The sequence below is a fragment of the Achromobacter sp. genome (assembly GCF_032113835.1).
GTDB lineage: Bacteria > Pseudomonadota > Gammaproteobacteria > Burkholderiales > Burkholderiaceae_B > Achromobacter.
Window position 1 is genome coordinate 45,361 of record NZ_DAMCTG010000027.1, and the last position, 13,692, is coordinate 59,052.

The following is a 13,692-nucleotide window of genomic DNA, read 5'->3' on the forward strand; positions in this document are numbered from 1 at the left end:
TAGGGGCGGGTGGGCGTGCGGCCCAAGACGTTGGAGGGCAGCGCCAGCGCCTACGGCTTGGGCGTTACACGCCAGATCACATTGCCCACATCGTCCGCCACCAGCAGGCTGCCCTGCGCGTCGATGGCCACGCCGACCGGGCGGCCTTGCGCTTGGCCGGCGTCGTTGAGAAAGCCGGTCAGCACGTCCAGGGCGGGACCTGCGGGCTGGTTCTGATCGAACGGCACGAAGATCACCTTGTAGCCGCTGCGCGGATCGCGGTTCCATGAGCCGTGCTGCCCGACGAACATGCCGTGGACAAAGGGCGCCGGCAGCTTGGCGCCGCCCGACCACGCGAGGCCCAGCGAGGCGGTGTGCGGACCCAACGCGTAATCGGGCACGATGGCCTGCGCCACCAGGTCGGGCCGCGGCGGCGTGACGCGCGTATCGACGTGCTGGCCAAAATAGCTGTACGGCCAGCCATAGAAGCCGCCGTCGCGCACAGAGGTCATGTAGTCCGGCACGAGGTCGCTGCCCAGTTCGTCGCGCTCGTTGACCGCCGTCCACAGCGTCTTGCCGTCCGGCCCCCAGGCCATGCCGACCGGATTGCGCAGCCCCGTGGCAAAGAGGCGCTTCTGGCCGCTGGCCACGTCGAGCTCCCAGATGGCGGCGCGGCCTTCCTCGATGTCCATGCCGTTTTCGCCCACGTTGCTGTTCGATCCGACGGACACGTACAGCCGCGACCCGTCCGGGCTGGCGATGAGATTCTTGGTCCAGTGATGGTTCAGGCCCGCCGGCAGGTCGGTGACCTTTTCGGCGGGGGCGGTGATGTGCGTCTGCCCGGGTGTAAAGGGAAAGCGCACGACCGCGTCGGCGTTCGCGACGTAGAGGTGATTGCCGACGAGCGCCATGCCGAACGGTGAATTCAGATCCTGCAGCAGGATGGTCCGCGTTTCGGCGACGCCGTCGTGGTCGGCATCGCGCAGCAGGGTGATGCGGTTTGCGCTGACGGTCTTGGCGCCGGCCCGCTTCATCACCAGCCCCGTGGCCCACGCCTTGATGCCGCCCGGCGCGTCGTCGGGCTTGGGCGGCGCGTTGGTCTCGGCGACCAGCACATCGCCGTTGGGCAGCACGTACAGCCAGCGCGGGTGGTCCAGCCCCCTGGCATAGGCGGTCACGGCCAGGCCGGCGGCGGGAGCCGGCTGCGCGCCGTCCTGCCAGCCCACGGCCTTGGCCGTGTTTACCGTGGGAACGAGCGTGGTGTTGGGTGGCGGCAGTTGGGGGTCGGGACCCATGCCCGCTTCGACGGGCAGCTTGGCGACCTCGCCGCAGGCGCTGAGCAGCGTCAGCGCCAGGGCGGCCGCCGGCACGATGCGCAGGGCATGCATGATGCGCCTACTTCACCAGCGTGACCGGCACGTGCGCCAATTGCACGACCTGATTGGCCACCGATCCGATCAGGATGTTGGTCAGCTTGCCGTTGCCGCGCGTGCCCATGACGATGCGCGCGCAGCCATGGTCCTGCGCATAGCCCGCGATTTCCGCCGGCGCGTTGCCGAAGACCACATGACTGACGTAGTCGACGCCTGCAGAGTCCAGCTGCTTGCGCGCCTCCTCTGACGCTTCGCGCCCTTCGCGGGCATAGAAGTCATTGATCATGTCCTGCGTGATCAGGCGCGACACGCCGGCGCGCCCGCGCGGCGGCGTCTGGATGTTGATGAGGTGGATGCGCGCCGATTTGGCGCCCTGCGCGAGGCGGCGGGCGTACACGACGGCGCGGTCGGCGTTTTCGGAGCCGTCGACGGGAACAAGGATATTCAGCATGGCGGCTCCTTACTTGACCAGCGTGACCGGCAGTTCGGTCAGGGACAGCACGCCCGTGGCGACCGACCCCATGAAAAGCGCCGACACGGAACCCAGACCGCGTGTCCCCATGAAGATTTCATTTGCGCCGGTTTCTTCGGCCACGCGCGCGATGGTTTCGGCGGCCGCCCCGGCCTGGATGTGGGTCTCGAACGGCACGCCGGCCTGCGTCAGCAGTGCGCGGGCGGCCTCAACCGCGGCCTCGCCTTCTTCCTGGTGATAGGCGTCGATCTCTTCCTGCGACAAGCCGCTGCCGAACGCGCCGGCCTTCAAGGGGATCTGGACCGTCAGCAGGTCCACGCGTTCGACGGGATCGTAGCGGCGCGCGTCGAGCAGCGCCTTGACCGCGTTCAGGGCGGGTTCCGAACCGTCGACGGGAATCAGGATGCGTTTCATGAGCGTCTCCTTGCTGGCCGTAGGGGGGCGTGCGTTCCACTGTATCCCACATTCGCCCCGCCGGCGGCGCCCCGGCGATGCGTCAGATCAAGGCGAGGACGTTCCCCGCCACGCGTCGGGTACCGTGTCCGCCGTCATTGCGGTGCCCAACAACTGGCTGGCAAGCTGCGCCAGCGCGGGCGCCTCGCCGGTGGTCTGCAATCGCAGGCCGCCCGGACCGTGCGCCATCAGCAGGTCGCGTTCCTGCAACTGATGGCGCAGCCAGCGCGCCACCGGCGCGCCCGTTTCCAGCAGCGGCACGCCGGGGCCGGCCGCGTCCTGGATCACGTCGCGCAAAAAGGGGAAGTGCGTGCAGCCCAGCACCAGCACGTCCGCGCCGGCCTCGCGCAGTTCGGCCACCGGCGCGAGCACGGCTTGCGCGGCCTCGGGGCCGGACACCACCCCCTGCTCGACCAGCCGCACCCACTGCGGGCAAGGGCGCAGCAGGATGCGCACCTCGGGCGCCTCGCGCTGCACGAGCGCGGCGAACTTGGGGCTGGCCAGCGTTCCTGTCGTTGCGAAGACGCCCACCACCCCCGTGTGTGTCAGGTGCGCAGCGGGTTTGATGGCGGGTTCGACGCCGATGATGATGAGCTCGGGATGGCGCTTGCGCAGCAGCGCGATCGCGGCGGCGGTGGCGGTGTTGCAGGCCACCACCATGGCGCGGGCGCCCTGCGACACGAAGTAGTCGGCGATGGCGCAGGCGCGGCGCTCGACGAACGCCTGGGTTTTTTCCCCGTAGGGCACATGGGCGGAGTCGGCGACGTAGAGCAGGGGCTCATGGGGCAGCGCGTCGCGGATCGCGCGCAGAACGCTCAGCCCGCCGACGCCGGAGTCGTATACGCCGATGGGGGATTCGGAAAGCATGGAAAGGCGCTGGTCTATGGAGGATGCGGTGGCGGCAAGTGTAGCGCCGGGGCTTGCCGGCGGGGTTTGCCGGCGGGGCTACCGGCGGGTTTACCGGCTCTCCGTCGCCGGCGATGCATCACGCTGCCGCCGGGCCTCGTCGATCAGCTTGCGCGCGGCGCCCGACAGCGGCGCGTCGCACCAGATCAGGTTCAGCGGTGCGCGCAGCGCCTTCGGATGCGTCACGCTGACGTACACCACACCTTCGATGTTCACGCGGCGCAGCGACGCGGGCACCAGCGACACGCCCAGCCCCGCGGCGACAAAACTCAGCGTGGACAGCATGCGCGGCGCTTCCTGCGTGACGCGCGGGCTGAAGCCTTCGGCGCTGCAGGCGGCAATGATCGCGTCGTACAGGCCCGGGCCGCTGTGACGCCGGTACAGGATCAGCGATTCGTCCGCCAGTTCCGACAGCGCGATGCGCTTGCGTGCGCGGCCCTTGACGGTGGGATGGTCGGCCGGAAAGGCCGCCAGCATGGCTTCCTCGAGCACCGTTTCCATCTGCACGCCCGGGTCCGCGTGCGCGCCGCGGATGAAGGCGACATCGATGCGGCCCTCGGCCACCGCCTCGCGCAGTTCCCCGGTGCTGCTTTCTTCCAGCACCAGATGCACGTGCGGCGCGCTTTCGCGGAAACGCCGGATGACCGACGGCACGAACGGATGAAACGCCGCAGACCCCGTGAACCCCACCGTCAACCTGCCGGCCTCGCCCTGCGACACGCGCCGCACGCCGTCCACGGCCTGGTCCACCATCGCGATGATGTTGCGCGCGTCATCCAGCAGCGCGCGGCCGCTTTCGGTGAGCTCCATGCCGCGCGGCAGGCGGTGGAACAGGGTCACCCCCAGCTCGGCCTCCAGCACCCGGATCTGCTGGCTGAGTGGGGGCTGGCGAATGCCCAGCCGGGCCGCCGCCTTGGTCAGGTGGGATTCCTCGGCCACCGCCAGGAAATACCGCAGAAGCCGCAAATCTACGCTTGCCATATGTGTTCGATATGAGTTTTGAACTTGTCATATATTAGACATTATCCAAGGCGAAGCGTACGCTGCAAGTTCGTTATCCACCTCTGGCGCGGTCTCCCTGCCAGCTCCCATCGCCGGCCTTGCGCCGGCCACAACAAAGATGAACGCAGCACTTCCCCTTGACGAGGCCGGCGTACGGCCTCCCCCCACTTGCGGCCAATTGTTCTACGGATTTCTGGTGCTGGGCCTGACCGCGTTCGGCGGCGCCTTGCCCCTGGCCCGGCGCATGGTCGTCGAGAAACACCGCTGGCTGAGCGGCGCCGAATTCACCGAACTGCTGGGCCTGTGCCAGTTCCTGCCGGGCGGCAACATCATCAACCTGTCCGTCGCCCTGGGCATGAAATTCCGCGGTCCGCGCGGCGCCTTCGCCGCGCTGATGGGCCTGATCCTGGCGCCGTCCATCATCGTCATCATGCTGGGCATGGTCTACGACCGCTTCCAGAACGATCCCGATATCCAGCACCTGTTCGCCGGCCTGGCCGCCGCTGCGGCCGGGTTGCTGATCTCGATGGCCGTGAAGATCGGCATGCCGGTCATCAAGCGCCGCGACTGGCTGGCGGGCGTGGTCGCCACCGCCTGTTTCATTGCGATTGCCGTGCTGCGCATTCCGCTGCTGCCCACCATGGCGGTTCTGACGCCGCTCAGCATCCTGATGGTCTGGAGGCAACGCCGATGATTCACACACTGATCGCGCTCGTCCTGATCTTTACCCAGCTGTCCGTGCTGGCCTTCGGGGGCGGCAACACCATCCTGCCCGAGATGCAGCGGCAAGTCGTGGAAGTGCACGGCTGGATGACCGCCGCCGACTTCTCCGCGCTCTTCGCGCTGGGCCAGGCCGCGCCGGGTCCCAATCTGATGGTCGTGACGCTGGTCGGCTGGCACGTCGCGGGGTTGCCCGGCGTGCTTGCCACGACCATCGCCAAGTTCGGCCCGTCGTCGATCATCACCGTCATCGCGCTGGGCCTGTGGGAAAAATTCAAGGACCGCCCGTGGCGCGGCGTCATCCAGGCCGGCATTTTCCCGATGACCGTGGGATTGGTGGCCGCCAGCGCCTCGCTCATCACCGAGGCGTCGGTGCACACCTGGCTGCTGGGCGCCATCACGGCCATCGTGGCGATCCTGGCCAGCGTCACCCGGATCCACCCGCTGTGGCTGCTGTTTGCGGGCGCGCTGGCCGGTTTGCTCGGCATCAGTTAGCGTAGGGGCCTGTGCGAGCCCGGGGGCGTGCGATACCCCCTGGGGTCTGCGCCGCGGACAGGAGCCCGTCATGCAGCCGCTTAAAGACGAAAACGCTTCAGATGAAAGCGCCGGAAACGGCAGTGGCCCGGAAGCCGACCGCCTGCCGTTCTTTCACGCTCATCGCCGGCTGATGCTGTGCGCTGTGCTGCTGCTCGCGGTTGCGGGTGCGCTATACGCCGCAGGCCTGTCGCCCAGCCTCGCCATCCTGCTCGGCTTTGACGCCGGAGCGCTGGTCTTCCTGATCCTGACCGTGCGCGTGTTCGGCCGCTCCAGCGCCGCCGCCATGCGCCTGCATGCGCGCCAGCACGACGTGGGCCGCACCGGCGTCCTGTGGAGCAGCGTCGCGCTGTCCGGCATGGTGCTGGTCGCGCTGTGGGTGGAGCTGCATGCGCAAAGCAGCGTCGGCGCCCTGGTGGACACGCTGGCCGCCGCCGCGACCATCGTGCTGTCGTGGCTCTACATGAACATGATCTTCGCGCTGCACTACGCCCACGGGTACTACGGCCATAAGAACGCCATGCACAAGGGCCTGGATTTTCCGGGCACGGACGACCCGGACTACTGGGACTTCGCGTATTTCTCGCTGGTGCTGGGCATGACGTTCCAGGTGTCGGACGTGCAGATCGTCAACCGGCGGCTGCGGCGGATGGCGATGACGCATGGCGTCATCGCGTTCTTCTTCAACGTGTTCATCATCGCGATCAGCGTGAACGTGGCGGCGGGGCGGGCGTAGGGGGAAATCCCGCGGCTGCGCCCGCACGGCTTCACACCGGAATCGGTTCGTCCACCAGGCTTTGATTGAACGCGTTCACGAACGCGTGCTCGTTCGAGCCGGGGTTGTCCCGCAGGTCACGAATGGCGTCGACCAGCACTTCGGGCGCGTCGCTCGCCAGCTTCTGCATCGTCTCGGCGATGAACGCGTCGAGCGGCATGGCGCGCGGATCCCCGCTCTTCTTGATGAGGTCCGTGTCGACCCACGGCGGTGCGATTTCCTGCACCGTCACGTTGGTGTCGCGCAGCATGAACCGTTGCGACAGCGCGTAGGAATGCAGCGCCGCCTTGGATGCGGAATAGACTGCATTGGAGGCGATCGGCACGTAGGCCAGCATCGACGTGTTGTGGATGATCGTCGCGCGCGGTTGCGCCTTCAGATGACCGATCAAGGCGGACGTGAGGCGGATCGGTCCCAGCAGGTTCGTTTCCAGGATCCGCTGCGAAACGGCGTCGTCGATCGTGGACGAGGGGTCATCGAACGGCATGATCCCCGCGTTGTTGATCAGCACGTTCAGCGCCGGGTACTTGGCGATCAGCGTCTTGGCGACGCGGTCGATATCCTGAGCGTCCGCGATATCGAGCTGGATGCCTTCGATACCCGGATGCGCCGCGGCGATCTCGTCCAGCAGTGCCTGCCGGCGGCCGGCAATGATGACCTTGTTGCCCAGGTCGTGAAAAGCGACGGCCAGCGCGCGGCCGATGCCGGAAGTGCCGCCGGTGATGAAGATGGTGTTTTGGGTCAGTTGCATGTCGGTGCCTCGGTGAGTGGATAAGCGGTGTGGTCACTATGAGGCAGTTCGGTTTTGGCTCAAATGTCAATAAAGCGTCGTTTTAGGACATCGCGAACTTATCTTTGTTGACGGGTGTCGTGCGGCTTGAATAGCCTATGTACGTCATTTACAGACGTGGACATGAACATGCGCCAGATCGGCCTCATTCTCGAAGACGGATTTCAGGTCATGGGACTTGCCGCGCTCGCGGCCTTCGAGTTCGCGAACATCGCGCTGGACCGCGACGGTTACCGCGTCACCATCCTGTCGGAAGGCGGCGGCATCATCCGGTCCACCATGAACGCCGGCATCGAGACGGTCGCGTTAGGTGTCATGCCCGACACCCTGATCGTGGCGGGCGAACTGTTGCCGGGGCCGATCTCGCCTGGCCTTGCCCGCTACGTGGCGCGCGCCGCCACCGAAGCGCGCCGCGTCGCGGGTGTCTGCACCGGCGCGTTCGTTCTCGCGCAGGCCGGCCTGTTGAACGGCCGCACCGCCACCACCCACTGGGCGCATGCGCGCAGCCTGCAGGAAGGCTTCCCCGAGGTGCGCGTCGACCCTGACCGCATCTTCGTGCGCGACGGCAACATCTGGACCTCCGCCGGCATGTCGGCCGCCATCGACCTGGCCCTTGCTCTGATCGAAGACGACCACGGCGCGGCGCTGGCCCGGGACGTGGCGCGGCGGCTGGTGGTCTATCACCGCCGGCCGGGCGGCCAATCGCAGTTTTCCGCCTTGCTGGAACTGGAGCCGCGCTCCGATCGCGTGCAGCGGGCGCTGGTCTACGCCAAGGAACATCTGCGCAATCCGTTGACGGTGGAGGAACTGGCCGAGGCGGCCAACCTGTCGCCACGCCAATTCAGCCGGGTGTTCCGCGACGAGACCGGGCATTCCCCCGCCAAGGTGGTGGAGCTGCTGCGGCTGGAAGCGGCCCGCGGGATGCTGGAAGAAGGGCGGCATTCCCTGGATATCGTGGCGCGCGACACGGGCTTCGCGGACCGCAACCGCATGCGGCGGGCCTTCCTGCGCGCGTATGGCCAGCCGCCGAGCGAGGTGAGGCGCGGGGCGCAACTGGCCGGCGCATGATCCGGCAGGCCGGACCTGAAACTGACGGGGTGTTGAACGCCGGCCAGTGTGGGGCAACGGGTCTTCCGGCCTTGTCGTGCGGCACGCGGGTTACAGTGCAGCGTTTCTTGATCTCCTTCTGAACGCATGTCGCTATCCAATGCCGTGATCTGGTTGATTGCCGCCGCGACCACCATGGCCATCCTCTTTCGTCCGTGGCGGCTGCCGGAGTACGTGTGGGCCACGGCCGGCGCCGTCGCGCTGGTGGTGCTGGGGTTGCTGCCCGCTGCCCAGGCGGGCAGCGCCATCCTCGAAGGCACCGACGTCTACCTGTTCCTGATCGGCATGATGCTGGTGGCCGAGGTCGCCCGGCAGGCGGGCCTCTTTGACTGGGTGGCGGTGGCCGCCGCCGATCATGCCGCCGGGTCGGCGCGGCGGCTCTTCGATCTGGTGTTTCTGGTGGGCACCGTGGTCACCGTGCTGCTGTCCAACGATGCAACCGCCGTGGTGCTGACGCCCGCCGTCTATGCGGTGGCGCGGGTGGTCGGCGCGCCGCCATTGCCGTATCTGTATGTCTGCGCCTTCATCGCTAACGCAGCGAGCTTCGTCCTGCCGATCTCCAATCCGGCCAATCTGGTCGTGTTCGGGGACCGCATGCCCGCGCTGGGACCGTGGCTGGCGCATTTTGCGCTGCCGTCCGCATTGGCCATCGGGTCCACCTACGTGACGCTGCGGCTGGTGTTTCGCGATGATCTGCGGCAGCCGTTGAAGCCTTCGCCGCCGTTGCCGCCCATGACGTGGCCGCTGCGCATGGCCGCGTTGGGCGTGGCCATCACCGCGGGGACGTTGCTGATCACGTCGGCGCTCGGCCATCGCCTGGGCTTGCCGACGTTGATCGCCGGCTGCGTGTCGGCGGCGCTGGTGCTGGCGGTGACGCGGTCGGGGCCGCTGCGGCTCATCAAGGGTGTCGCGTGGGGCGTGCTGCCCCTGGTGGCCGGGTTGTTCGTGCTGGTCGAAGGCATGGCCGCCAGCGGCGTGCTGCAGGATCTGGCGGACCTGATGCGCGGCCTGTCGGCCGATGCGGCGTTATGGGCCGGCGGCGTGGGCGCCGCGTTGTCGGGCAACGTCATCAACAATCTGCCGGCGGGGTTGATGGCGGGCACGCTGGCGCGCATGGCCGACCTGTCCAGCACGGCCAACGCCGCGCTGCTGATCGGCATCGACCTGGGCCCCAATCTGTCCGTAAGCGGCTCGCTCGCCACCTTGCTGTGGCTGCTGGCCGTGCGCCGCGAAGGCATGCACATCAGCGCGCTGAGCTTTCTGCGGTTGGGCATCGTGGTGATGCCCCCGGCGCTGATTCTGGCGCTGGGCGCGCTGCACATCTTCAGCTGACGCAGCATGTCTTGAGCTGATGCGGCGCGCCTTGAATTGACGCGGCGCGCGGCGCAGGCCTGGCGATGGCCCGCGCGCCGCGCGCCTGTCCGGTCCCGCGTCAGAACGTGCCGCGGACCGTCAGCGTGGCGTTGCGCGGATCGCCGTAGAAGCTGCCCCAGCCCGGTGCGCCGATGGTCTGGTAGTAGGTCTTGTCGAAGATGTTGTTCACGTTCAACGCCGCCGACCAGTTCTTGTTGATCTGATACGCGACGCGCGCATTTCACACCGCGTAAGGCCCTTGCGAGACCCGCACCGAGCGCGTTTCCGTGTAGCTGCCCGTCTGGTAGTTCACGCCACCGCCCAGCGACCACGCCGACAGTTCACCCGGCAGCCGGTAATCGGACCACAGGCGCAAGATGTGCTTGGGCGTGACGGTGCGGGCGAAGTTGGTGTCGGTGACCGTGGTGTCGTCCAGGAATTTCAACGTGTTGAACGTGTAGCCCGCAAACAGTTGCCAGCCCGGGGCCACTTCGCCGCTGATCTCGGCGTCCACGCCCTGGCTGCGCACCTTGCCGCTCGACAGGTAGCAGATGTCGCCGGTGGAGCACACGCTGGTCAGATCCTCTTGCGCGCGGTTCTTCTGATCGACGCGGAAGAGCGCGATGGAGGTGTTCAGCCGGCCGTCCATCAGCTCGCCCTTCAGGCCGATCTCGTAGTTCTTGCCCACGATGGGATCGAGCACCTTGCCCGATGCGTCCACCGCGTTCTGGGGTTCGAAGATCTGCGCGTAGCTGACGTACCCGGACCATTGCGGGTTGAAGGCGTAGATCAGGCCGCCGTAGGGGGTGACGACGCCGTTGTCCTTGTAGGGATCGACGTATTGCTCGCCGCCGTCGCGATATCGGCTGGTGTTCTCGTACCAGCTCACGCGCGCGTCGGCCACCAGCGTGAGCGGGTCGGCCAGGCTGAAGCGGCCGACGCCGTACACGCCGGTCTGCTTCATCTTCACGATGGTGGCGGCGCTGCGATAGGCGTTCTCGCGCATCCAGTCGTCGGTGGGCTCGGGCACATTGTGGTCCGGGTTCCACACGTTCACGGCGCGGTTCAGGCGATTCAGCGCGAAATCGTTCTTGCTGGTCAGTTCGTTGATGCTGGCGCCGAACGTCACTGAATGCTTGCGGCCCAGCGCCTCGAAGGCGCCGTCCACATCCAGGTTCAGCGCCTTGTTGCGCGTGGACATGTCGAACAGGCCCGCGTACAGCATGGGTCCCAGGCCGGTCACGGGACTCACGGCGCCTTCCGTGAAGGCGTACTTCGAATCGTTCGATTCCTGGGTGGACGTGCCGGTCAGCTTGAGCGACCAGTCCTTGTTGAAGCGATGCGCCAGCTCGGCAAAGACGGTGGTCTGCTTGCCGTTCCAGCGGTTCCAGTCCTGGCCCAGCGAGGTTGACCGCTTCAGGCCGATGTCGTCATGTCGCGCTGCACGGCCGCCACCGAAATGCCCAGCTCGCGCGCCACGTCCAGAAAAGGCAGGCCTTCCACCTGCGCCAGCACGAAAACCCGGCGCACGCGCGCCGGTAACTGCTCCATCATGCGGCACACGGCGTCCAGCGCCTCGACCACCAGTGCATGCGTCTCGGGGCTGGGCGCAACATCTTCCGTGCGCGCGGCGAGCGTCTCAACATAGGCTTGTTCGATGGCCCGGCGGCGCGACTGGTCGATCAGAAGGCGCTTGGCGACCGTGGTCAGAAAGCCACGCGGCTCGGCAAACGCCGCGCGCGATTCGCTGCGCATGATGCGTTCGAAGGTGTCGTGGGCCAGATCGGCGGCACGGGTCGGCTGAACAGATGCTAATGGGAATGATTGCTAATTGTAGAGGATCATTCCGGCGACGCTCACTGCGGGCGCCGCTTGGGCGCGGAGGACCGGTCGGGCATCCCTTTGCCTAAGGCCTGCAATCGCCGGCCGGTGCGCTTGGGACGCTGCCCGGGCCAGCCGTGCGCCCGCTCGCTTAAAAGCGCCAGCGCACGTCGAGCGAACCTGCGTGCTCGCGGCTGCCATCGCCGTACTGGCCCGAGTAAGACAGCCCCAACGTGGCGGAACGCGAAATGGCCACGTCGGCGCCCACCTCAACCACGGCAGCGTCGCGCGCAATCGGCGCACCGGTCACCGTGAAGGCCTGGCTGCCGTCGAAGGCCATGGTTGCCCTTGGCGTAATGTCGCCAAAGGCATGGCGCCAACCGGCCGAGCCTCGCAAGGTGCCCTCGGTGTCGCCCACCTTGAAGGTGGAACGGCCACGCACGCCGAGCGTGCTGGCCACCTGGTCCTGGCTGGCGCTGCGGCCACGCAACGCGGCCAGGCCGCCTGATTCGCTGAAGCCGCGGGTGCGCACGTCGCTGTACGAAACCCCGGCAAAGGGCTCGACGCTGATGCGGTCGGACACGGCGATTTCGTAGCCCAGCTCGGTGAAGACCTGCGCGGTGCTGGCGCCATAGCGGGCGGTCAATTTTTCCGTAATGCCCGCGACGCTGGCCGAACGCTCGGAGTCGATGTCGTGCCAGGTGTACGCGGCGCCCGCCATCACATTCAATTTGCCGCGTCCGGCCTCGAATGACTTGCCGCCATACAAGGCCGCGCTGTAGCTGGAAACGTCCGCCTGCGAAGCGCGATCGTCCACGCGAGACTTTCCGTTCGTATAGCCCAGGGCGCCGCCGAGGCGCCAGCCGTTGCCCACGGGCTGGTCAGTGCCGACGAAGACGCCCGTGGTGCGCTGACGAACCTCGGCGTTGTTGCTGGTGGCGGCTATGGTCTGCCAGTTGCCGACAAGTTCGGCCCAGGCGGGCAGGGCATTCGATGCGGGCAGGGCCGACGCCGGCGCAGGGCCCGTCCCGGCCTGGGCAGTCGGGGCGCCCGCGCGCATTCCTGCATTCAGGTTGGCGCGCAGCCGATTCAAAGGCAGCGTGCGCACGGTCGAGCCCATTCCCATCAAGGCGCCGGCGATGCCGGCATGCGCCTCGCCCGACAGGTTGTCGAAGACCGCCGGTGGCGCGCCCGCCGGCAGCGTCAGGATGTAGTCGTGCAGCGGATTGCCGGCGGGCAGGCTGTCCAGGGCGTTGGCGGTGGCGCGCTGGTTGCCGGTGTTGGCGGCGTCGGCAAAAGCGATCGGACGCGGCGTATTCGGCTCGGGCGTTTCAACCTGCTTGCGGCTTAACTGCAAGGTCACCGCTTGCTGGGCATAGTCCAGCTTGGGATCCAGATAGGCATAGTTCGACGACACCGCCGCGAACTGACCCAGCACCTGCCCGGCCGTCAGGATGGTGTACTGGCGCGTCGCCGCAAAGCCGCCTTCAGGCCCGACGTGCACCACCGAGCCCGCCAGGCGCGCCGTTCCGCTCACGTCGATGCGGTCGCTGGCGTCAGAGCCCGGGTTCGCTTCCACGACGTACACCGAACCCGGCGAGAAACTCAAGTCGCCCGCCACGGAAAGGGTGCCGATCGAATTGCCCGGCGCAATGGTGGCGCCATTCATCAGCGTGGTGGCGCCGACCTGGCCCGTGCCCTGCAGAGTGGCGCCGTTGCCAATGGTCAGCGTGCCGCCCAGTTTGCCGGCGCCCGCGATGCCTACCGCGAGCGTGCCGGCGGTCACGTCGGTATGGCCCGCGAAGCCGCTGCTGTCGCCGGTCAGGGAGAGCTTGCCCGCGCCGGTCTTGTTCAGCGCGCCTGCACCCGAAAGCTGGTCTGCATACGCGCCATCGGCGCTTGCGTCGAACCGCAGCGCGGCGCCCGATGCGACGTCCGCGTTGCCGGCAAAGCCATTTGCGGAAACGGCCAATGCGCCGGTCTCGACACGCCATTGCTGCTGGCTCCCGGCGGCCGTCAGCAGCAATGTCCCCAAACCCTGCTTGACGACGCTGCCGGCGCCCGTGATGCCGCCCGCGTACGAGGCATCAGTGTCCTGATCGAACACCACCTTGCCGTCGTTCAGGAGATTCCCGCTGACGCTTTGTGCGTTGCCCACCAGCGTGCCGGCTTCGACGCGTGTGTTGCCGTAGCTGTTGGCGCCGCTCAGCACCAGCGTGCCCGCGCCGCGCTTGACGAGGTCGCCGGCGCCGACAAGGTTCTGTCCCACCGTGAAGGTGTGCGTGGGGTCGTCGATGTCGAATCCCCCGCCTTGCGCGGACCAGTTGATCGCGCGCGCCGTCGAGCCGAACTGATTTCCGGTGATGCGCAATACGCCGCCCTGGAACCGCAGGCCGCCCGCCGTGCC

14 protein-coding genes are annotated in these 13,692 nt (G+C 67.5%); 5 read left to right on the plus strand and 9 right to left on the minus strand.

What is annotated here, in order from left to right; genetic code table 11:
* Window positions 1–50: 50 nt before the first annotated feature.
* From RT697_RS12185 to RT697_RS12205, 5 genes are all read right to left on the minus strand, one after another.
* Window positions 51–1,367 (minus strand): sorbosone dehydrogenase family protein, encoded by a 1,317-nt coding sequence (locus RT697_RS12185; protein ID WP_313699142.1) that lies wholly within the window; start codon window positions 1,365–1,367, stop codon window positions 51–53.
* Window positions 1,368–1,374: 7 nt separating this feature from the next.
* On the minus strand, window positions 1,375–1,803 hold the full coding sequence (locus RT697_RS12190) for a universal stress protein (protein WP_175137734.1): 429 nt from the start codon (window positions 1,801–1,803) through the stop codon (window positions 1,375–1,377).
* Window positions 1,804–1,812: 9 nt separating this feature from the next.
* Window positions 1,813–2,238: a universal stress protein gene (locus RT697_RS12195; RefSeq protein WP_056571794.1), complete on the minus strand. Its 426-nt coding sequence runs from the start codon at window positions 2,236–2,238 to the stop codon at window positions 1,813–1,815.
* Window positions 2,239–2,325: 87 nt separating this feature from the next.
* Window positions 2,326–3,144, minus strand: coding sequence for a glutamate racemase (murI, locus tag RT697_RS12200; protein WP_313699145.1), 819 nt, complete (start codon window positions 3,142–3,144; stop codon window positions 2,326–2,328).
* Window positions 3,145–3,234: 90 nt separating this feature from the next.
* Complete coding sequence (locus tag RT697_RS12205) at window positions 3,235–4,164, minus strand: LysR substrate-binding domain-containing protein (RefSeq protein ID WP_313699146.1); 930 nt, start codon at window positions 4,162–4,164, stop codon at window positions 3,235–3,237.
* Between the two features lie 139 nt (window positions 4,165–4,303).
* Here RT697_RS12205 and RT697_RS12210 point away from each other — a divergent pair, with 139 nt between their 5' ends.
* The 3 genes from RT697_RS12210 (at window position 4,304) to RT697_RS12220 (ending at window position 6,175) form a co-directional block, all read left to right on the plus strand.
* Entirely contained in the window at window positions 4,304–4,879 is a 576-nt protein-coding gene (locus RT697_RS12210) for a chromate transporter (protein WP_313699148.1), read from the plus strand.
* Complete coding sequence (locus tag RT697_RS12215) at window positions 4,876–5,400, plus strand: chromate transporter (protein ID WP_313699150.1); 525 nt, start codon at window positions 4,876–4,878, stop codon at window positions 5,398–5,400. The genes RT697_RS12210 and RT697_RS12215 overlap by 4 nt, the downstream gene beginning before the upstream one ends.
* Before the next feature lie 70 nt (window positions 5,401–5,470).
* The gene (locus tag RT697_RS12220; RefSeq protein ID WP_313699152.1) at window positions 5,471–6,175 is read left to right on the plus strand and encodes a DUF1345 domain-containing protein; all 705 of its coding nucleotides are present in this window, start codon (window positions 5,471–5,473) and stop codon (window positions 6,173–6,175) included.
* Window positions 6,176–6,206: 31 nt separating this feature from the next.
* Here the strand turns inward: RT697_RS12220 and RT697_RS12225 are convergent, their stop codons facing one another.
* On the minus strand, window positions 6,207–6,965 hold the full coding sequence (locus tag RT697_RS12225) for an SDR family oxidoreductase (protein ID WP_313699153.1): 759 nt from the start codon (window positions 6,963–6,965) through the stop codon (window positions 6,207–6,209).
* Window positions 6,966–7,133: 168 nt separating this feature from the next.
* Between RT697_RS12225 and RT697_RS12230 the strand changes: the two genes are divergently transcribed.
* Window positions 7,134–8,072: a GlxA family transcriptional regulator gene (locus RT697_RS12230; RefSeq protein ID WP_313699154.1), complete on the plus strand. Its 939-nt coding sequence runs from the start codon at window positions 7,134–7,136 to the stop codon at window positions 8,070–8,072.
* A 126-nt stretch (window positions 8,073–8,198) separates the two neighbouring features.
* A complete protein-coding gene (locus tag RT697_RS12235; protein WP_313699156.1) occupies window positions 8,199–9,443 on the plus strand; it encodes an arsenic transporter in 1,245 nt (414 codons plus the stop codon).
* Between the two features lie 262 nt (window positions 9,444–9,705).
* Here the strand turns inward: RT697_RS12235 and RT697_RS12240 are convergent, their stop codons facing one another.
* From RT697_RS12240 to RT697_RS12250, 3 genes are all read right to left on the minus strand, one after another.
* On the minus strand, window positions 9,706–10,890 hold the full coding sequence (locus RT697_RS12240; protein ID WP_409517430.1) for a TonB-dependent siderophore receptor: 1,185 nt from the start codon (window positions 10,888–10,890) through the stop codon (window positions 9,706–9,708).
* A complete protein-coding gene (locus RT697_RS12245) occupies window positions 10,881–11,219 on the minus strand; it encodes a sigma-70 family RNA polymerase sigma factor (RefSeq protein WP_313699158.1) in 339 nt (112 codons plus the stop codon). Before RT697_RS12245 ends, RT697_RS12240 begins: the two co-directional genes overlap by 10 nt.
* A gap of 217 nt (window positions 11,220–11,436) precedes the next feature.
* On the minus strand, window positions 11,437–13,692 hold a 2,256-nt coding region (locus RT697_RS12250; protein ID WP_313699160.1), incomplete at its 5' end, for a DUF6850 family outer membrane beta-barrel protein.

What these genes read in the sequence shown, in the direction of transcription:
- RT697_RS12235 (WP_313699156.1), top strand. Translation starts at nt 8,199, where the DNA reads ATGTCGCTATCCAATGCCGTGATCTGGTTGATTGCCGCCGCGACCACC.
- murI (WP_313699145.1), bottom strand. Translation starts at nt 3,144, where the DNA reads ATGCTTTCCGAATCCCCCATCGGCGTATACGACTCCGGCGTCGGCGGG.
- RT697_RS12215 (WP_313699150.1), top strand. Translation starts at nt 4,876, where the DNA reads ATGATTCACACACTGATCGCGCTCGTCCTGATCTTTACCCAGCTGTCC.
- RT697_RS12205 (WP_313699146.1), bottom strand. Translation starts at nt 4,164, where the DNA reads ATGGCAAGCGTAGATTTGCGGCTTCTGCGGTATTTCCTGGCGGTGGCC.
- RT697_RS12220 (WP_313699152.1), top strand. Translation starts at nt 5,471, where the DNA reads ATGCAGCCGCTTAAAGACGAAAACGCTTCAGATGAAAGCGCCGGAAAC.
- RT697_RS12230 (WP_313699154.1), top strand. Translation starts at nt 7,134, where the DNA reads ATGCGCCAGATCGGCCTCATTCTCGAAGACGGATTTCAGGTCATGGGA.
- RT697_RS12225 (WP_313699153.1), bottom strand. Translation starts at nt 6,965, where the DNA reads ATGCAACTGACCCAAAACACCATCTTCATCACCGGCGGCACTTCCGGC.
- RT697_RS12245 (WP_313699158.1), bottom strand. Translation starts at nt 11,219, where the DNA reads ATGCGCAGCGAATCGCGCGCGGCGTTTGCCGAGCCGCGTGGCTTTCTG.
- RT697_RS12195 (WP_056571794.1), bottom strand. Translation starts at nt 2,238, where the DNA reads ATGAAACGCATCCTGATTCCCGTCGACGGTTCGGAACCCGCCCTGAAC.
- RT697_RS12210 (WP_313699148.1), top strand. Translation starts at nt 4,304, where the DNA reads ATGAACGCAGCACTTCCCCTTGACGAGGCCGGCGTACGGCCTCCCCCC.
- RT697_RS12185 (WP_313699142.1), bottom strand. Translation starts at nt 1,367, where the DNA reads ATGCATGCCCTGCGCATCGTGCCGGCGGCCGCCCTGGCGCTGACGCTG.
- RT697_RS12190 (WP_175137734.1), bottom strand. Translation starts at nt 1,803, where the DNA reads ATGCTGAATATCCTTGTTCCCGTCGACGGCTCCGAAAACGCCGACCGC.